This window comes from Paenibacillus sp. Y916, from assembly GCF_056786435.1.
Map to the genome: position 1 here is coordinate 38,453 of NZ_JBXCJA010000018.1, position 20,029 is coordinate 58,481.

20 protein-coding genes are annotated in these 20,029 nt (G+C 42.7%); all 20 read left to right on the forward strand.

The window, feature by feature from the left end; translation table 11 throughout:
- Positions 1-76: 76 nt before the first annotated feature.
- Positions 77-349 (forward strand): HU family DNA-binding protein, encoded by a 273-nt coding sequence (locus AC1TO9_RS23565; protein WP_438348304.1) that lies wholly within the window; start codon positions 77-79, stop codon positions 347-349.
- Between the two features lie 2 nt (positions 350-351).
- The gene (locus AC1TO9_RS23570) at positions 352-633 is read left to right on the forward strand and encodes an RNA-binding S4 domain-containing protein (protein ID WP_482057697.1); all 282 of its coding nucleotides are present in this window, start codon (positions 352-354) and stop codon (positions 631-633) included.
- Between the two features lie 201 nt (positions 634-834).
- Positions 835-1,194 (forward strand): hypothetical protein, encoded by a 360-nt coding sequence (locus AC1TO9_RS23575; protein ID WP_482060678.1) that lies wholly within the window; start codon positions 835-837, stop codon positions 1,192-1,194.
- A gap of 353 nt (positions 1,195-1,547) precedes the next feature.
- The gene (gene yabP / locus AC1TO9_RS23580; RefSeq protein WP_482057696.1) at positions 1,548-1,832 is read left to right on the forward strand and encodes a sporulation protein YabP; all 285 of its coding nucleotides are present in this window, start codon (positions 1,548-1,550) and stop codon (positions 1,830-1,832) included.
- Positions 1,829-2,398: a spore cortex biosynthesis protein YabQ gene (gene yabQ / locus AC1TO9_RS23585; RefSeq protein ID WP_482060679.1), complete on the forward strand. Its 570-nt coding sequence runs from the start codon at positions 1,829-1,831 to the stop codon at positions 2,396-2,398. The genes yabP and yabQ overlap by 4 nt, the downstream gene beginning before the upstream one ends.
- A 13-nt stretch (positions 2,399-2,411) precedes the next feature.
- Positions 2,412-2,747, forward strand: coding sequence for an FtsB family cell division protein (locus AC1TO9_RS23590; protein ID WP_482057694.1), 336 nt, complete (start codon positions 2,412-2,414; stop codon positions 2,745-2,747).
- Positions 2,748-2,870: 123 nt separating this feature from the next.
- Positions 2,871-3,407, forward strand: coding sequence for a S1 domain-containing RNA-binding protein (locus AC1TO9_RS23595; protein WP_482057693.1), 537 nt, complete (start codon positions 2,871-2,873; stop codon positions 3,405-3,407).
- Positions 3,408-3,826: 419 nt separating this feature from the next.
- Positions 3,827-6,256: a stage II sporulation protein E gene (gene spoIIE / locus AC1TO9_RS23600; protein WP_482060684.1), complete on the forward strand. Its 2,430-nt coding sequence runs from the start codon at positions 3,827-3,829 to the stop codon at positions 6,254-6,256.
- Between the two features lie 95 nt (positions 6,257-6,351).
- On the forward strand, positions 6,352-7,092 hold the full coding sequence (locus AC1TO9_RS23605) for a vWA domain-containing protein (protein WP_482057692.1): 741 nt from the start codon (positions 6,352-6,354) through the stop codon (positions 7,090-7,092).
- On the forward strand, positions 7,076-8,023 hold the full coding sequence (locus tag AC1TO9_RS23610) for a serine/threonine protein kinase (RefSeq protein WP_482060680.1): 948 nt from the start codon (positions 7,076-7,078) through the stop codon (positions 8,021-8,023). Before AC1TO9_RS23605 ends, AC1TO9_RS23610 begins: the two co-directional genes overlap by 17 nt.
- Positions 8,024-8,269: 246 nt before the next feature.
- The gene (gene tilS / locus AC1TO9_RS23615; protein ID WP_482060681.1) at positions 8,270-9,709 is read left to right on the forward strand and encodes a tRNA lysidine(34) synthetase TilS; all 1,440 of its coding nucleotides are present in this window, start codon (positions 8,270-8,272) and stop codon (positions 9,707-9,709) included.
- A gap of 44 nt (positions 9,710-9,753) precedes the next feature.
- On the forward strand, positions 9,754-10,293 hold the full coding sequence (gene hpt, locus AC1TO9_RS23620; RefSeq protein ID WP_482057689.1) for a hypoxanthine phosphoribosyltransferase: 540 nt from the start codon (positions 9,754-9,756) through the stop codon (positions 10,291-10,293).
- A gap of 104 nt (positions 10,294-10,397) precedes the next feature.
- The gene (ftsH, locus tag AC1TO9_RS23625; protein WP_482057688.1) at positions 10,398-12,467 is read left to right on the forward strand and encodes an ATP-dependent zinc metalloprotease FtsH; all 2,070 of its coding nucleotides are present in this window, start codon (positions 10,398-10,400) and stop codon (positions 12,465-12,467) included.
- A 293-nt stretch (positions 12,468-12,760) separates the two neighbouring features.
- A complete protein-coding gene (nadA, locus tag AC1TO9_RS23630) occupies positions 12,761-13,699 on the forward strand; it encodes a quinolinate synthase NadA (RefSeq protein WP_482057733.1) in 939 nt (312 codons plus the stop codon).
- A gap of 39 nt (positions 13,700-13,738) precedes the next feature.
- Positions 13,739-15,355, forward strand: coding sequence for an L-aspartate oxidase (gene nadB, locus AC1TO9_RS23635; protein ID WP_482057732.1), 1,617 nt, complete (start codon positions 13,739-13,741; stop codon positions 15,353-15,355).
- Positions 15,345-16,220, forward strand: coding sequence for a carboxylating nicotinate-nucleotide diphosphorylase (gene nadC / locus AC1TO9_RS23640; RefSeq protein WP_482057687.1), 876 nt, complete (start codon positions 15,345-15,347; stop codon positions 16,218-16,220). The genes nadB and nadC overlap by 11 nt, the downstream gene beginning before the upstream one ends.
- Positions 16,217-16,984, forward strand: coding sequence for a type III pantothenate kinase (locus AC1TO9_RS23645; protein ID WP_482057686.1), 768 nt, complete (start codon positions 16,217-16,219; stop codon positions 16,982-16,984). The genes nadC and AC1TO9_RS23645 overlap by 4 nt, the downstream gene beginning before the upstream one ends.
- 44 nt (positions 16,985-17,028) lie before the next feature.
- Positions 17,029-17,913: an Hsp33 family molecular chaperone HslO gene (gene hslO, locus AC1TO9_RS23650; protein ID WP_482057685.1), complete on the forward strand. Its 885-nt coding sequence runs from the start codon at positions 17,029-17,031 to the stop codon at positions 17,911-17,913.
- Between the two features lie 10 nt (positions 17,914-17,923).
- Positions 17,924-18,844 carry a peptidylprolyl isomerase gene (locus AC1TO9_RS23655; RefSeq protein ID WP_482060682.1) on the forward strand — a complete coding sequence of 307 codons (921 nt, stop codon included), beginning with the start codon at positions 17,924-17,926 and terminating at the stop codon, positions 18,842-18,844.
- A gap of 180 nt (positions 18,845-19,024) precedes the next feature.
- Entirely contained in the window at positions 19,025-19,963 is a 939-nt protein-coding gene (gene cysK, locus AC1TO9_RS23660) for a cysteine synthase A (RefSeq protein ID WP_482057683.1), read from the forward strand.
- Positions 19,964-20,029: the final 66 nt, after the last annotated feature.

Below are 20,029 nucleotides of genomic sequence, written 5' to 3' on the forward strand. Positions count from 1 at the left end.
AGAAGGATTATGAACCTTAATCAAGAATACCCATATAGTGCAATTGGTTTAAGATATCTTTAGGAGGTAATGAATAATGAACAAGACTGACCTTATTAACAACATTTCTGACAAAAGCGGTTTGACTAAGAAAGATGTGGAATCCGTATTAAACAGCTTTTTAAGTGAGGTTACGGATGCGTTAGCAGGTGGAGATAAAGTACAGTTGATCGGGTTCGGAACATTTGAAACTCGCAAACGTGCAGGACGTACTGGACGTAATCCACAAACAGGTGTTGCGATTGAAATAGCGGAATCTACTGTTCCAGCATTCAAAGCAGGTAATAAACTTAAAGAAGCCGTAAAATAAGTATGAGAATTGATAAATTCCTGAAAGTTTCAAGGTTAATCAAACGGCGTACGGTAGCAAAGGATATTTCGGAACAAGGTCGAGTCCTCATCAATGGTCGGGAGTCTAAACCTAGCAGCGCGGTAAAAGTGGGCGATGAGATCACTGTCCAATTTGGCCAAAAGCTGGTCACGGTTCGAGTTGAAAGGCTTGCCGAAAGTACTCGTAAAGAAGAGGCTGCAAGCCTCTACACCTTGATTAAGGAAGAGCCAATTGCTAGAGATAACACTCTAGACTGGCAATAGATATACAAGTGATGATGGAGCGCCCTCTTCTTTGTGAAGAGGGCGCTCTTTTCTAACATATAGGCTATGTTAATTTGTTACTTAGATAGAAAGGTATATAAAAATACAAAGTCGAATAAGAAAAGTATGTTTGTTGATCTTTTTACATTTAGTTCGTATATCAAATACGTCGTTACGATTAATGAAAAGGGAGATGTGTAGATGTTCTTTATGTTTATCTGTCTTATTTTTGTTAATATCTCGACAATTACGTATAGTAAAGTCGGGATTTCAAATCCATATTCTAAAGGTTTCGTTCTGACTATTGTTTTATCCGTTGTAGCTGTCGTCTGCCTTGCCCAAAACTATACCCAGAGCCTCATCCCAGAAGCAAATGATGGAATTGGAGTTTCAAATAAAGTAGCGTACTGGATACTTGGCAAAGACGGCTGGTCTCAGGGAAAGTTTCGAAGTTTGTTTGAGAATTCGATTTATTTGACTCTCATTTTAATTTTTGCATACCCAGTAGTTCTTACACTTGAGTCGAAATTAAAAAAGAAATTATTAGGGGGAGCAGAGTAATGGAGAGAAACTATATAAACTTTCTAACGGAAATGGAAGACCCTATTCTTCCCAAAACGTCACTTTTGAAATTCTAACGGAAGTGGTGGACCTTATTTGGTACTTTTCTCTGGATTTAGGCCGTTTATTCGTATATAGAGGCCTGTGGTTCCGTTAAAATTTCATATTGGTGTTTTCTCATGAAATAAGGTCGCTATGTTCCGTTAGAAATCCGATACCGCGATAGCTTACCACTTCCATCGCATGATACCCACGCTAGTAACCTTTTCATGATCCTAAAATACTTGCCCCTTCCGAAGTTCTAATGCGATAGCGCCCGCCATAAGCTATCTGTATAAGGAGGGGTACATGCTATGATTGAACAAGGTAAAGCTAAGAGCCATGATCTCCAAATGCAGAACCGTAGGCAGATTCATATGACAGGCGTTCAGAATGTGGAGAGTTTCGACAGTGAGCAGTTTATATTGCAGACCGAGCTGGGTCACTTGACGATTAAGGGTCAGAATTTACATATCAAGAATTTAAGTCTGGAGAATGGCTTGCTCTCTATCGATGGGCTAGTGCATTCCCTTGTGTACGTGGAACCCGGGTCTCAGCATAGTAAAAATAAAGGAATGCTAGGCAAGTTATTTAGATGAATCCCTATGCTCAGTGGATAACATTGCTCTGGATGTTATTCTCAGGGGCTATGATGGGACTGGTCTATGACAGCTACCGGGTGTTGTCCAACCAGTTCCGCTTTCCCAAATGGACAATCCATCTAATGGATCTGATATATTGGTGTGGGATGGCAGTCTTTGTTTTTCGAATGCTCTATATTAGTAACCAGGGAGAGCTACGATTTTATGCATTTCTAGGATTGTTTTTAGGGATTTGGAGCTATTTTTTAATCTTAAGTGTTACAACACAACGATTTGTGGTAATGTTAATAAAGGTAATTCAATTTGTATTGTATACACTGCAGCGATTACTCATAGTCCTCATATGGATACCCATCAGAACGATATATCGTGTAGTCGTAAGAATATTGCGTGTGATAGGGACATTATTGATGTTCATTCTGGGCATTCTATTACGATGTTTATATCCATTCTGGAAACTGCTGAAATGGGCGACTTTACCGGTGATATCTAGGCTAAGTAATCAAACCTGGATGAAGAAAGTAAAGAAGGTATGCGTTGAGTTGTGGAATCGTTGGTCATAAGGAGGGTTCATTCATGGGCAGATATGCCTCGCAAACATCAAGAAGTCAACAGTCAACTAAATATGCAGGCGGGCGCAGACGTTTGACCATATGGGTGTGCTTTATGATTTTCTTTCTGGGCTGGGTAGGCTATACTCTTATGAATCAGAGATCACAGATAGCTGATATTAATATGGAGTTGGTGAAGAAGGAACGTACTCAGGCCGAATCAGACCAGTCTGTATTACAATTAGAATATGAAGTTAATCGATTACAGGACCCTGAATATATCGGGCAACTGGCGCGTAAGGATTATGGTCTATATAGACCTGAAGAAACCCCGATTCGTCCGGATGTATCAAGCCCGTAATATAAGCGATAATGTAGGTCATTACTATATTGACCTTACTTTGCGCATTATGTATAATCAAATCACCACAGCCAAGATTTATAAATTTTGCTGTATATTTTTAAGGGAGGATCATTTTATTCTATGGCAATCGAAGTAGGCACTAAGTTAGAGGGAAAAGTGACAGGCATAACGCATTTTGGAGCATTTGTGGATCTGTCAGGAGGTGTCACAGGTCTCGTTCATATCTCAGAAATCGCTGATAATTACGTTAAAGACGTCAACGATCATTTGAAGATACATGATGTTGTGACCGTAAAGGTAATCAATGTCGACAAGGACGGTAAGATCGGACTATCCATCAAACAAACTGTTGACAAGCCAGTTGAATCTAGACCAGCAAGAAGTCCAAGACCTGAACGCAGCGGTAGTACTGGCGGTGGCAGAGAAGGCGGCGGTGGTGGAGAACGATTTAGCGGTGGCGGCGGCAGAGAAGGTGGCGGTGGTTTCAATCGCGGCGGTGATCGCGATCGTGGCGGGCGTTCATTTAAGCCTCCAGTTAACAAAGCTACATTCGAGGATAAAGTGTCGCGCTTCCTAAAGGATAGTGAAGAACGGGCATCGTCTATTAAGAAGAACACGGAATCCAAGCGTGGTGGACGTGGCGCTAAGCGCGTGTAATTGTAAATAATATAAGATAACCGTAGTAGGCGAAAGCCTCTACGGTTTTTTTGTCGCATAGAATAAATTAGCGACATCTTCCAACTGATTTCCAGTAATCTCATGTTCAATCGCTAGTTGGAAATGGCGGATTTCCCACTATTCGTAATCAATTGAGAATGATTATGGCAGATTTAAAGCGCTATACGTTAGGGGATTGGGGCCTATATGCGACATTCTGCGGGCAAGGCTTTTTTGTCGGAAATTTCTCAAAGGCCTGTCCGCTGTTCTGACAAACTTTCTCGTGAAGACCACTCTATAATGATACCAACAAACTTTATAAGGGTGGTGTCACAATTTTGGATAAGAGAAATATAGTAGATTTTCCTGGTGTTCAGGTGGCTGAAAGATCACAGTCAGCTTATCAGGCCGAACCTTGGTTGACACGAATAACACAAGGGCGTGTTATTCGACGACTGGGTTATTTTTTGGCAACAAAGAAGTGGATGCTATTGCTGACACTCATGGGGTTCTTACTGGGCAAGGCCATGATATTGGATGAACTCTCCCCTTTTGCATTAGCATTCTTTGCTGTCATAGTCTTTATGAGGAGAGATTACCTCCCGATCGTTACGGTTGCGATCATTGCGGGCAGTTTATTCGCGCCATTTCCGGTACCGTTGTTAATTGTAGCTGAGATGTTCATCTTTTATCTCATTCATAAGGGACTTGAATCTTTTGAACATGCAGAATTATCGTATGCGCCGCTGATGGTATTTATATGCACTTTCTGCGTTAATGTATTCTATCTTCTTTTAGGCCCATCACTTACATGGTATACATTGCTTATGATGACATTGGATGCAGTACTGAGCTTCGTGCTCACGATGGTTTTTATTCAAGCCATTCCGGTATTTACTTATCGCAATAAAAACTATCATCTAAAAAATGAGGAAGTTCTCTGTCTAATCATTTTATTAGCATCTGTTATGACGGGGGCAGTAGGTTGGAATATCTATTCATTATCGATTGAGCATATTCTTTCTCGTTATTTGATTCTGTTATTTGCTTTCGTGGGTGGAGCATCGTTAGGAGCTTCCGTTGGTGTCATTACAGGGCTTATTCTCAGTTTAGCTAATATTGCAGCCATCTATCAGATGAGTCTGCTCGCATTCTCCGGTATGCTCGCGGGGATGTTACGCGAAGGGCATCGAGCTATGGTAGCTATTGGGATGCTCTTAGGTTCATCTATTCTTTCGATTTATTTCATAGGGCCAGAGACTGTGATGACTTCTACTTGGGAGACATGTGCGGCCATTATCCTCTTTATGATGACACCTAAGGCCATTATTGGCATGATTTCTAAATATGTACCTGGAACCCAGGATCATACGAAGTCTCAGCATGAATATGCAAAGCGAGTACGTGATTTGACAGCAGATCGAGTTACGCAATTCTCTCAGGTGTTCAGACAGTTATCTCAAAGCTTTGGTCAAATTTCAGGTGCATCGGATGTTAGTAAGCGTACAGAAGAAATGGATCACTTCATGAGTGCTGTCTCAGAGGGAACATGTGCGGGATGCTTTAAGAACCAACACTGCTGGGATACGAAGTTCTATCAGACGTATAAATATATGACGGATATGATGAGTGCAATAGAGGATCAACCGGATCTTTCTCCTGATAAGTTGCCATCCGAGTGGAATCGAGTATGTCATAAGACAGGTGATGTTCTTGAAGTCATGAAGAAACAGTATCAGCTCTATCAACATGATATGCAGTGGAAACGTCAAATATACGATAGTAGGCATCTGGTAGCAGAACAATTATCTGGTGTATCTCAGGTCATGGACGATCTAGCCCAGGAGATCAAACGGGAAGGACAGGCTATGTATAAGCAGGAAGAAGAAATCAGGGCAGCACTGGAGAAGATGGGGTTATCGATACATGGGATCGATATTATCAACCTTGACTCAGGACATGTGGAGATCGAGATTGTTCATGCCTATATGAGAGGGTATGACGAGTGTCGCAAGATTATTGCTCCGCTACTCTCTAACATTCTAGATGAACATATTGCTGTGGTACAGGAGATAGCCTCTACTACCCGCGATGGACTAGCGACAGTTGTATTTGGCTCAGCCAAAGCATTCGAAATAACGACCGGAGTTGCAGGCGCAGCCAAAGGTGGGGATGTGTTCTCAGGGGACAGCTTCAGCACAGTGGAGATGGGTAATGGTACTTTTGCAGTCGCTTTAAGTGATGGTATGGGTAATGGAGAACGTGCGCGCCAAGAGAGTAGCTCGGCCCTTAATATATTGGAACAGCTTCTGCAATCGGGAATGGATGAGAAGTTGGCAATCAAATCTGTTAATTCTATATTACTACTTCGATCACCCGATGAAATATATGCCACGGTTGATATGGCATTGATTGATCAATTCACAGCGGAGACGACATTTATGAAGATTGGTTCGACTCCAAGTTTTATTAAAAGAGGCCAAGAGGTTATTCTCGTCTCCTCTAGTAATCTCCCGATCGGCATCATTCAGGAAATTGAAGTAGATTTAGTTACGATACAACTTCAAGCTGGAGATATTGTCATTATGATGACAGACGGTCTATATGATGCTCCGGGTCATGCGGTGAATAAGGAGATCTGGATGAAGAGAATTATTCAAGAGATCGAGAGTAATGATCCCCAATATATTGCAGAATGCTTGTTAGAGAAAGTGATTCGTTATCAGCAGAATCAAATTATGGATGACATGACCGTCGTTGTAGGCAAAGTAGAACGCTATCAGCCAAAGTGGGCAACACTTCATATTCCAGGATTGGAACGGCTAGAACGACCGCGCACAGTAAGTTAGCTTGTAGTATGGCATCACTTTTAAACTTTGGTTTGAAATCTCTCATTGTTGGAAATGATAGAGAGAAGGATATAGCCATAGGAGGGTGATCGATTATGAAGCAAATTTTGCTTATTACAGATGGATGTTCGAATATGGGGGTAAGTCCTGTTGTAGCGGCAGCACATGCTCTGGAGGATGGGATTACTGTAAATGTTGTAGGAGTTATAGATTATGGAACCATTGGAGAACTTGGCAGTCTGGAGATTTCTGAGATTGCCAAAGCGGGCGGAGGGATTAGTCGTATTGTTGGAACTCAGAAATTAGCTCAGACGATGCAAATGATGACTCGTAAGACGGTGGTACAAACGATTCAACAAGCAGTGAATAAAGAATTGAGGCATATTTTAGGGGATTCAACGATTGAAGACTTACCTCCACAGCGACGTTCACAGGTTGTTGAAGTCGTAGATGAACTGACAGAGACTACGTCACTTCAAGTGGCTTTGCTTATTGATGCTAGTGCAAGTATGAAGCCTAAGCTGTTCGCTGTCGAAGAAGCGATCCGAGATTTGATGTTGAGTTTACAAGCTAGGGAAGGAATTAGTGAGTTAGCTGTATTTCATTATCCGGGAAGGAACAGTGAAGAGGATGCTATTATAAATGTGAATTGGACAACAGACCTTGCTAAGTTACAATCTTTGTTCAATCGAATTCAAATGAAGGGCGCTACACCTACGGGGCCTGCGATCATGAAGGTGATTGATTTCTTTCAATATGGTACACTAGACAGACATCAAACATGGCGGGAAAATTCCGATGAGGGAGAAGGGATACTCGGTGGCAAAGTCGTCTAATGCCGACTACTCACCCGGTACGGTCATCGCGGGGAAATGGCGGAGTGGCCGCTTTGTAATCCAGCGAGTACTCGGAAGTGGCGCGAATGGAACTGTGTATTTGGTTCAGAAGGTAGGTCAACGGGAGTATTATGCGCTAAAGATGGGCAATGATACACTGGAGCTACAATCAGAAGTGAATGTTCTGACTTCATTGCAGGCGGAGCGGAAGCAAAAGGATAAAAAAGATGGTGTTGTACATCGTCCCTATTTACTAGAAGTGGATGATTATTCAGTACAGAAACGCGATATACCTTTTTATGTGATGCGATATGTAGAGGGAAGCCCCCTACATTGGTTTATACGAAGGCGTGGGAAAGAGTGGCTAGGAATAGTTGGTCTGAGGCTCTTAGCAAAGCTTCATGATTTACACCAATTAGGATTTGTGTTCGGAGACCTGAAACCTGAGAATGTGATGGTATCGGAGTATGGAGAAGTTGAGCTCATTGATTATGGTGGTGTAAGTTCCATAGGTCGTAGCGTGAAGCAATTTACGGAATGGTATGATCGGGGATACTGGAATGCTGGTACTCGAACTAGCGACGAAGGCTATGATCTATTTTCCTTTGCGGTTCTATGTATTCATTTACTTCATGAGGACGCATTGAAGGCAACATCATCTCAGCATCTTCCACAGACTCGTAGCATGTCGGATCTATTGTCGCTTGTGCAGCGTAGTCATAGGCTTAAGCCTTATGCGGCATGGTTGACGAAGGCTATTTGTGGCGAATTTGAAGGGTCCGATCAAGCGTGGAAATATTGGAGGCAACAGATATATAAACCTGTATCCCTTAGTAGCCCCATAACTAAGACACCACGCTGGTTAAGGGTCGCATTTGCCTTGTCCATCTTGTTGTTATGTGGCGTCGTCTATGTGGCGGTATGGTTATAAAACTATAAATGAAAGTTCAAAAAATCAGCTTTTCAGCACCAAGAAGATTGGATGAAGCTAGGGAGTGAGGAGCGGAGCGTAGGCAGTACCTACGTGAGCACCTGAAATGTTTCGGAACGAAACATACCTCGAAAGCATACGCTAGGATCGGCTGAATTCAATATTCGATGTCGAGTACGCTTCTTGGTATACTTCGTGATCAAAAGATGATTTTTTGAACAACCTCTAGAAAAGGAGCAACTGGACATGAGTATGCACATATTAGTAGAACATGTGCTTCAGACTGCGAAAGAACAGAGTCTATGGATCCCTGATGATACGATAGTAGTCGCAGTCTCCGGTGGTCCGGATTCTGTGGCTCTTTTGCATGTTATGCACGAAATATCAAGGAAGCACATCCCCCTAAAGCTCATATGTGCACATGTTCACCATGGTTTCCGGATGGAATCAGACGATGAAGCTGTGATGGTGCAGGAAACGGCAGAAGGGCTCGGTATTCCATTTGTGATGGAGGCCGTGGATGTCCCTGCCTATATGAAAGAGAGTGGTAAGGGAACCCAAGAAGCCGCGAGGGAAAAGCGATATGAGTTTCTAATGAAAATAGCTTTCAAATATGGTGCAAGTTCTATCGCTCTAGCACATCACGCAGATGATCAGGCAGAAACGGTGCTACTCCATCTACTGCGGGGAAGTGGTCCTTCTGGTCTTGTTGGTATGAAGTTTAAAAGAAACATAAAAAATATGGAACTTATTCGTCCGCTTTTACGTATATACAAAACAGATCTGGTCGATGTCTGTGAAAGTGAAAATTTCCAATATGCCGTTGATCACAGTAATCTGCAAACCAAGTACAGACGAAATGCCATCCGTTTGGATATACTACCCTATTTGGGGCAATATAATGGGCAGATTATACAGTCATTGAATCAGTTAGCAAGTATGATGACTGCAGAGGATGAATACATGGAGCTAGCTGCCAGGAAAGTGTTCCGCGAATCCGTACAGACAAGTGACGGAAGGTTCACCTTTGAGGTGCCTTCCTTTTTGAAATTACATGTCGCTTTACAACGGAGGATGATTAAACTAATATTAAATTACATGTCAGCGGACTCTGAACTTATTGATTATAACAAGATCGAGTCCCTTCGCGAAGCGATCATGAGTAACCTTCCCACGACTTGGAGTCGAGATATAGGTGGAGGGTTTGTGTGCATACGCGAATATGATATTATTACATTTCAGCCTAAGTCACATATGCAACGATTAAGCTATACATATGAATTAAGTACAGCTGTTCCAGAACATATGGTGAGTGAGATTGGAAAAGTCTTGAGAATGTCGGTAGAGCCGAGAAATGGGATGCCGTGGTCAAGAAAAGAACTAGGTGAGCATGAAGCCATGTTCGATGCAGATCAAATCGTATTGCCCTTGACTTTGCGCTGCAGGTTAGATGGAGATACCATGAGAGTGATGGGATTAAACGGTAGTAAAAAGGTGAAGGATATTCTTATTGATGATAAGATACCTCCGTCTATACGATCTCAAATTCCTATACTTCTTGATGGCAATAACGACATCATTTGGATGCCAGGCATACGACGTTCCATCCATGCACCTATTAATCAAGAGACCATTTCTGTTCTTCATTTATGCCTGGAAGATACAAAATTATTGGAATTGGGTTGATTAGGAAGAGTGTGGGCTTAAAGTTAAACTAGGGGGTTCAGTCAGTGCAGAATGATATACTAGAAGTACTCATCAGTGAAGAAGACATTAAGGAGAAAGTTGTAGAACTTGGAGCCAAACTTAGTGTCGAATATGCAGGACGCAATCCTTTAGTGATTTGCGTTTTGAAAGGCGCCTTTATTTTTATGGCAGATGTGGTTAAACAAATAACCGTACCTTTAGAAATAGACTTCATGGCAGTGTCCAGCTATGGTGCATCCACCCAATCTTCAGGAGTAGTCAAAATCATTAAGGATTTAGACGTTTCAGTAGAGGGTCGGGATGTACTGATCGTAGAAGATATTATCGACAGCGGACTTACACTCAGTTACTTAATTGAGTTGTTAAATAATCGGAAAGCCAAATCAACGTGTGTCGTTACACTATTTGACAAACCCGTTGGTCGTACGGTAAATTTACAAGCAGATTATACTGGATTTATACTGCCTGACGCCTTTGTCGTTGGCTATGGGTTAGATTATTCAGAGAAATACCGGAACTTGCCCTACGTTGGGATACTGAAACCGGAGATTTATAATCAGTAATGCAGTAATCCCAAGGCAATCGTCCTTGTGTAACTGTTCCTCTATTTGAGATCGACTGATTGGCTATGGTAAAATAACTTAAGTGTCTTGAGAGGAGGTTCGGGATGAATCGGTTCATCCGTAATTCTGGTTTTTATTTGATTCTATTTTTAGTCGTGGTGGGCATCGTTCAATTTCTCAGTAATAGCCAGGAGGCCGCTGACGCCCCTAAATATAACGAGTTACGTCAGCAGATTAAACAAAATAATATTGAGGAAATGAAGGCTCAGTTTGATGGTTATGCCTATCTTGTGACTGGTAAATATAAGAAGTCTGTAAATGGTAAGTCTGAATCTTTCACGACTTATATTCCGACGAGTGAGTTTGCATTGGCGGAAATTGTTCAATCCAGTGAGGAGAATGGCTTTAGTCTTCAAATGGAACCGATGAAGGGTCAGAGTGTTTGGCTGACATTACTTTCATCGTTTATTCCTTTAATTCTTATGTTCGTCCTGTTCTTCTTTATCTTCAATCAATCTCAGGGCGGTGGCGGCGGCAAAGTCATGAACTTTGGCAAGAGCAAAGCCCGCTTATATAACGAAGAGAAGAAGAAGGTCTCATTTGAAGACGTTGCAGGTGCTGATGAAGAGAAGCAAGAGCTCGTTGAGATTGTTGACTTCTTGAAGGATCCTCGTAAATTCGCAGCCGTTGGCGCGCGTATTCCTAAAGGGGTGCTGTTAGTAGGTCCTCCAGGTACAGGTAAAACATTGTTAGCCCGTGCAGTTGCAGGGGAAGCCGGAGTACCGTTCTTTAGTATCTCAGGCTCTGACTTTGTAGAAATGTTCGTAGGGGTAGGGGCTTCACGTGTTCGTGATTTGTTCGAGAATGCGAAGAAGAATGCTCCATGTATTATTTTTATTGATGAGATTGATGCTGTAGGTCGTCAACGTGGCGCAGGACTTGGTGGCGGACATGATGAACGTGAACAGACACTCAACCAATTGCTTGTAGAAATGGACGGATTTGGTGGTAACGAAGGTATTATTATGATTGCTGCAACAAACCGTGCTGACATATTAGACCCTGCATTGTTACGTCCAGGACGTTTTGACCGTCAAATTACGGTTGATCGACCAGATGTGAAGGGGCGCGAGGCTGTATTGAAAGTACATGCACGCAATAAGCCATTTACTGACGATGTTAGATTGGGTGTTATTGCTAAGCGTACGACCGGATTTAGCGGTGCAGATTTGGAGAATTTACTTAACGAGGCTGCATTGATTGCAGCACGTCGTAATCGTCGAGATATTTCCATGAGTGAAGTGGATGAAGCGATTGACCGTGTTATGGTAGGTACGGAGAAGCGTAGCCGTGTCATTAGTGACCGCGAGAAACGAATCGTAGCTTACCATGAAGCGGGTCATACCATTGCAGGTTATTTCTTGGAACATGCCGACATGGTGCATAAGGTTACAATTATCCCACGTGGACGTGCAGGTGGATATGTGATCATGCTACCCAAAGAAGAGCGTATGCTTATGACGAAGAATGAGTTGCTGGATAGAGTTACCGGACTCCTTGCTGGACGCGTAGCGGAAGAAATCTTTATCGGGGAAATCGGTACAGGTGCCTATAGTGACTTCCAACAAGCCACAGGTATTGTACGTAGCATGATCATGGAATACGGTATGAGTGAGAAGCTAGGACCTATGCAGTTCGGTTCTTCCCAAGGGCAAGTGTTCCTGGGTCGAGATATTGGACATGAGCAGAATTATAGTGACTCCATTGCCTATGAAATTGATCAGGAAATGCAGAATTTCACCAACTATTGTTACGAACGTTGTAAAGATCTACTGATCAAGCACTCGAAAGAAATGCATCTTATTGCTAACACTCTATTGGAAAGAGAAACATTGGAGTTTGATCAGATTAAGCAACTGATTGATGAAGGTTTCCTTCCAGAGGATAAGACACCTGAGGTAATACCGACTGAAGTTCCAACGGAGCAAGAAGGTACACCAACACCAACTGTTGAAACAGTGGGTGATGTTACGGTTCGTATTGTTCCTAAACGTGATGAGGATGATGTTGCTCCTTTGGGAGACATTCCAAACATACCAGCGACACCAAATACGTCTGAGGAAGATCCTAGCGATTCAGGTAATGAGGGCGGGACCCCTCCTGACAAGAAATAAGGAGTAGGTCTCGCGTATTGATACATTTTTCAAGAGGCCCATATTACACATTCGTGTAATATGGGCCTCTTTTGTTAAAAAATAAGGGATTGTAAGTTTTGAATCCATTATATTTATCATTGTGTGGTATGGCGAATTGATTGACAGAGCGATGAACGTTGTGTAGATTAGTTGATAAACAACGATGGCTTCTTGCGCTGGTTAGGTATACCATCATAGACAAGTGAATATCGTTCATTAGTCAACGATGGTGATCATATACAATGCAATTAGATATAGAGGGGGAAACGATAGTGGAGGCTCTCGCATTAGAGCGTAAGGCAGAACAGAATAGGGAGTTACGCGAAAGGCTTATGCAACTGAAGAAGGAACGTAATGCCATTATTTTAGCTCATTATTATCAACGTGATGAAATACAAGAGGTGGCTGACTTTAGAGGAGACTCATTTCTTCTTGCTCAAAAAGCAGCACAAACGGATGCAGAAGTTATCGTGTTCTGTGGTGTTCATTTCATGGGGGAAAGCGCAAAAATTCTCGCACCGAATAAGACCGTATTAATACCTGATGAACGAGCAGGTTGCCCGATGGCTGACATGGTCAATGTAGAGGGTCTTCGTAAACTGAAGGCACAGCATCCAAACGCAAAGGTAGTTACCTATATTAACTCTTCTGCTGAGATCAAGGCGGAGACCGATATTTGTTGTACCTCAGCGAATGCCGTCAGAGTTATTCAATCTGTGGATTCGGATGAAATCATTTGGGTGCCTGATAAGAACTTGGGTCATTATGTGCAACAACATACAGACAAGAAGATGATTATTTGGGAAGGATATTGTAATACGCATGATATGTTAACGGTCAAAGATGTGTATGAAATGAAGGCTAAGTATCCAGATGCTCCATTTGTTGTTCATCCAGAATGTCGTCCTGAAGTGGTTGAATTGGGAGATTTCGTCGGAAGTACAACAGCTATTCTAGAATACTGTAGAAAATCAGACGTGAAACAATTTATCGTGGGTACTGAGGACGGAACGGGATACCAACTTCGGTTGGATAGTCCTGATAAGACTTTTCACTTCGCGACTAAGTTCCTAGTATGTCCTAACATGAAGGTCAATAATCTTAAAAAGCTTGTGAAATGTTTAGAGACGATGAAACCACAAATATACGTACCCCCAGCCGTTGCAGATAAGGCTAGAATTTCCCTAGAGCGCATGTTACAAGTTAAGTAGCATGCGTTACTCTTTCTCTTAAGACAGGTGAGGAATGTTATGATTCCACGGTATTTAGTAGATTTCGATTTAGAGACACTACCCACAATAAAAACAGATGTGATTGTGATTGGATCCGGTATTGCGGGATTGTTCACAGCCATCAAGGTAGCTAAGGATCGACAAGTGTTAATGATCACGAAGAGTGCTTTACAGGAAAGTAATACGCGCTATGCACAGGGTGGAATTGCCGCTGTTATTTCAGAGGATGATTCACCAGCCTACCATCGACAGGATACTCTGCTCGCTGGGGCTGGTCTTTGTTCTTCTAGCGCGGTTGATATTCTTGTAAATGAGGGTCCTCATGGTGTTCAAGAACTTATCCGATTAGGGACGACTTTTGATGAGGATAATGGGGAATTAGCACTCACCCAAGAAGGTGCGCATAGCCATAGACGTATTTTGCATGCTAATGGAGACGCAACGGGGTTTGAGATTGTTAGAGCATTATCTGAACAAGCCATAAAGAAAGATAATATTGAGATTTGGGATAATCACTTTGTTCTAGATCTCATTACGGATGAAGGCGTATGTGTTGGAGTGCTAGTACAGGGGCCAGGAGGGGAACGTATCTTTGTTCAAGGGGATGCGACGATTCTATGCTCTGGAGGGATGGGGCAATTATATCGATATACGACCAACCCTGAGGTAGCGACAGCAGATGGAATTGCTATGGCCTATCGGGCTGGAGCTAACATTCGTGATATGGAGTTCCTTCAATTCCATCCAACGGCGCTTTGTTACCCTGGTGCTCCTAGGTTTCTTATATCAGAAGCGGTACGTGGGGAAGGTGCGATTCTACGGAATATTAAAGGTGAGCGGTTTATGCATAAATATCATGAGATGCTTGAGCTCGCCCCACGTGATATCGTAGCTCGCGCGATCGTTAGCGAAATGGAAGAAACGACATCGACCTTTATATATTTAGATATTACGCATGAGACACCGGAATTGATCAAGCACCGATTCCCAACCATCGTTGAGACTTGTATTCAATACGGTCTGGATATGACGAGTGATTGGATACCCGTTGCTCCAGCAGCCCATTATATGATGGGTGGAGTTCAGACGGATCTAAATGGTGAAAGTAATATATCTCGGTTGTTTGCATGTGGTGAATCATCTTCTACGGGTGTACATGGAGCGAATCGTTTGGCAAGTAACTCATTGTCAGAGGCGCTAGTGTTTGGACGTAGGATTGTGAATCGTATACGGGAACTGCCACCGCTGAATTGGTGTCCGGGCTCACTCGTGGTAGACTATAATAGGGTGGAAGTTCCTATGCAGGCGATTGTAGAGCGGCGATTGAAGCTACAAAAGGTTATGGTCCGAAATGCAGGTCTCCGTCGGAATGAAGAACTGTTGACGAAGGGAATTGAAGAATTGAGTCGACAGATGCCTATTTTTCAATCGGCATTATTTAAGAAAGAAGAATTCGAATTTGCAAACATGCTGACATGTTCGTTGCTTATTACCAGGGCTGCCTTGGCACGTAAAGAGAGTCGTGGCGCGCATTATCGGTCAGATTACCCAGAACGAGATGATCGGGTATGGCGTAAGCATCTATTACAGCAGCGTGACCATGAGATAGTGGAGGAGCTCAGCGATGATGTTTAATGGATATAATGAGGATTTAGTGAAATCGATACGTCAATGGTTGCGGGAAGATGTAGGTTCAGGCGATATTACCTCTCTTTCAACAATAGCTGTAGGAAGTGAGTCTAAAGGCGTTATTCATGCCAAAGCGGATGGTATTATAGCCGGGATTCCTTTAACTGAACTTGTATTCGAAGTTGTAGACCCATCCCTTTCTTTTGTGTCCTATGTAACGGAAGGGGAACGGATAAATAGAGGAACGATACTTGCAGAAGTAGAGGGAAGCACACATAGCATTCTAACAGGTGAACGCCTTGCCCTTAATTTACTGCAACGTTTATCTGGTGTAGCTACCAAGACGCAAGCTTTCGTTGATGCACTTCAAGGATTGCCTACTCGACTTGTTGATACACGTAAGACGACTCCTGGACATCGCATGTTAGAGAAGTATGCTGTACGGGTAGGTGGTGGAGCCAATCACCGATTCGGTCTCTATGATGCTGTCATGATTAAGGACAACCACATCAAGGGTGCAGGTAGTATTGCGCAAGCGGTAAGTCGCGCGCGCGCTCATATTCCACATACGATGACCATTGAAGTGGAGACAGAGAATCTTGAGCAAGTGCATGAGGCGATTTCGGCTGGAGCTGATATTATTATGCTTGATAATATGAGTCACAGTCTCATGAAGGAGGCTGTGAAAGTCATCCGTTCTAAGGCGTCTCATGTCAAAATAGAGGCATCTGGCAACGTATCCCTAGATACGATTCAAGGGATTGCTGCGTGTGGCGTAGATATTATCTCGGTAGGGCAATTGACATATTCGTTTGACAATTTAGACATTAGTCTTGACCTCAACGCTAAGAAGGAGGCTCAGGATTTATGATTCTTGTACTAGACATAGGGAACACTAACATCGTGCTAGGGATCTACAAGGATCGTGAACTGGCTCATCATTTTCGGCTGAGTACAACTCGCCAATCGACAGTCGATGAGTTCGGTGTATTGATCTATAATCTGTTTCGCATGTCCGATATATCTATAAAGGATATTGAAGGTGTCATTATTTCGTCTGTCGTTCCACCACTCGTCAACGTCTTTGAAGAGATGTGTCAGAAATTCATTCATATCACTCCATTGGTAGTGGGACCAGGCATCAAGACTGGCTTGAATTTGCGCTATGAGAACCCAAGAGAAGTGGGTGCTGATCGCATCGTTAATGCCGTTGCTGCTGTGAGTAAATATAAGGGGCCGCTAGTTGTTGTTGACTTCGGAACAGCGACTACATTTGATTGCATTGATCATGAAGGTAATTATCTTGGAGGTGCCATCGTCCCTGGCATAGGTATTGCAACAGAAGCGCTCTACCAACGGGCATCCAAATTACCGCGAATTGAGTTGGAGAAGCCTAAAAAAGTTATTGGTCGTAACACAATACATGCTATGCAGTCGGGTATTATTTTTGGATATGCCGGACAAGTGGATGGTATTATTGAACGTATAAAGGTTGAGATGGAAGCACCAACACTGAAAGTCATTGCTACAGGCGGAATGGCGGAGTTGATTGCAAGTGAGACGACGACCATCAATGAAGTCGAAGCGATGCTTACACTTGAAGGATTACGTTTAATTTATGAGAGAAACCAATAATAATAAAATAGGATCATAATAGAGACAAAGGAGGCTGTGAGGACATGGATAACAGAAAAGACCGCTTAATCCGAGGGACAGCCATGAATGGCCATGTGCGTGCCTTCGTGGTGCGGACCACAAAGCTCGTAGAGGATCTTCGTCAAAGACATGATACGTGGCCTATAGCTACGGCTGCTATGGGGAGAACATTGAGTGCTACCGCCATGATGGGTGCGATGCTTAAAGGTAAAGAAAAGATCAACGTTCAAATTAAAGGCGACGGACCGATTGGTCAAATCTATGCAGAAGCAAATGCCATAGGGGATATCCGCGGATATGTGACACACCCACATGTTCATCTGCCAAGTAATAGTCTAGGTAAGTTAGATGTTGCAGGTGCTGTTGGACGAACTGGTTTTGTTCATGTGATCAAGGATCAGGGTTTAAAAGACTTCTATACAGGTAGTTCGCCGATTGTTTCAGGTGAGATTGCTGAAGATATCACTTATTATTTCGCGATATCAGAACAGACGCCTTCGGCTGTCGGCTTAGGTGTATTGGTAGGAACGGATAATGCTGTTATGGAAGCAGGAGGATTTATTATTCAGCTTATGCCCGGTCTAAGTGATGATGAGATTACTGCTATTGAGCAGGCAGTTAGCGCATTCCCTCCGATCACCTCTCTTATGGATCAAGGTATGGATTTGGAAGAAATGCTTCATCGGTTGTTGCCTGATGCAGAAATATTGGAGGAAATGGATCTCCGCTTCCAATGTCAATGCTCGAAAGAACGCGTGGAAAGTACGCTGATAAGTCTAGGACAAAGTGAACTTGAACAACTTATCGAAGAAGATGGTCAAGCTGAGGTAGTATGTCATTTCTGCAATGAGGCATTCTCTTTTGATAAAGTAGAGCTTCAACAAATTATGGAACAATCCGTGAAGTAGCGATAACCATATGATGAGGATCAAAAGAAAAGAAAGGGTGCTATTGGCAGTCAATGTGATTTTGGTGATAGGCGTCCTATTCATGGGATGCTTGATTTTGTTTCGCGGACTTAAGCCCCTTATCCCCTCAACCGAAGGGACTAGAAATGTAGTAGCCTCTTTCAAAGAGGAGTCGATCACTGAAAGTGAATGGGTGAAAGAACTTAAGCGGGTGCATGGGCAAGAAGTACTACTTCATATGTTGAACCGTAAGGCTGTATATGAGGAAGCTAAGGAGTTGGGGATTCATATCTCCAATGATGAAGTGACAAGAAGATTGAAGCGGGATATGAAAGGTTACGACTCCGAGGAAGCTTATTATCATGAGATGGAGACGCAATTGGGTCTTACACCTCAAGATGTTGAGACAGAGATGAACTACAGATTAACATTAGAGCAAATTGCGATATCAGATATTGTTATTACTGATGAGCAGATTGATCGTTATATTGTAGAGAATGAGGATCAATTCGAGGTTCGTAAACAGTTTCAACTTTCCATTATTAAAGTAACCAGGCGAATGAAGGCTGAAGATCTATTGAATCAACTCGATGAGGGTGCAGATTTCGCACAGATGGCGAAGGAACACTCAATAGACCTAAGCAGTCGTGATAAAGGTGGAAGAATCGGTGCAGTGGAATGGAATGATCCATTCTTGCCTCAGGAAATGATGAGTGCAGCAGATTCACTACAGATTGGGGATATCGCAGGTCCTTTTAAATGGGATGATGAATATGTCATTATTCAATTAATAGATATTATTGTGGAAGAGCAAGAAGACATGACTTTGATCCGTGAATCTATCCGCAAGCAGCTTGCTCTGAATGAAGCAATACCTCTAATCCTGTTAGAAGACAGTCTTAGGGAGAAGCATGAGGCTAGGATACTTTAATGTACGGTTTATGATGACTGTCAGTAAAGTATCTTTTTTTTATATACTGTGTTGACAAGGGACTAAAAGGTTTGATAATATGATGATACGAAATACCTACTGATCTAGTCGGATTAAATAAAGAACGTGTATTAGTAACGCTTTATATTCATTAACCATTATCCTAGGGAGGGCTTATCCATGGCAAAAGTCGTCAACAATGTAACTGAATTAATTGGTGGAACACCGCTTGTTCGTTTGAACCGTTTAGTATCTGAAGATAGTGCAGAGATCTATCTTAAACTGGAGTACCAGAACCCAGGTGCAAGTGTTAAAGACCGTATTGCAATAAGCATTGTGGAAGAAGCGGAGAAAGATGGTAGTCTTAAACCAGGTGGAACCATTGTAGAAGCAACGAGTGGTAACACTGGAATTGGATTGGCTATGGTTGCAGCTGCCAAAGGATATAAGTCAATTATCGTTATGCCTGAGACAATGAGCATAGAGCGTCGTAATCTATTGCGTGCCTATGGTGCAGAGCTTATTCTAACTCCAGGATCAGAAGGAATGAATGGAGCCGTTACGAAAGCTGAAGCTATCGTGAAGGAGAACCCTGGATATTTCATGGCAGAGCAATTTAAGAACCTAGCGAATGTGAAAATTCACCGTGAAACGACGGGTCCAGAAATTGTGGAAGCGATTGAGTCCATCGGGGGCACGCTAGATGCATTTATTGCTGGAATCGGAACAGGTGGCACAATTACAGGTGCCGGTGAAGTACTGAAGAAACAATATCCAGATATTAAGATCTATGCTGTAGAACCTGCGGCATCACCAATCTTAGCAGGTGGTAAACCAGGACCACATAAGATCCAAGGACTTGGAGCGAACTTCATCCCTGAAATTTTGAACCAAGATATATATGATGAGATCATTCACATTGAGAATGAAGAGGCTTTTGAAGTTGCGCGTCGTGTAGCAACAGAAGAAGGTATCTTGTCAGGGATTTCATCAGGTGCTGCTGTATCTGCTGCACTTAAAGTAGCTAAACAATTAGGAAAAGGCAAACGCATTGTCGTTATCATTCCTAGTAATGGTGAACGTTACCTCAGCACACCATTATATAATTTCGAAGGCTAATACCATTTAATTATCATATATAGCGTATTATCGTCATATAGAATCGGCTATGCCCCTATTGTGCTA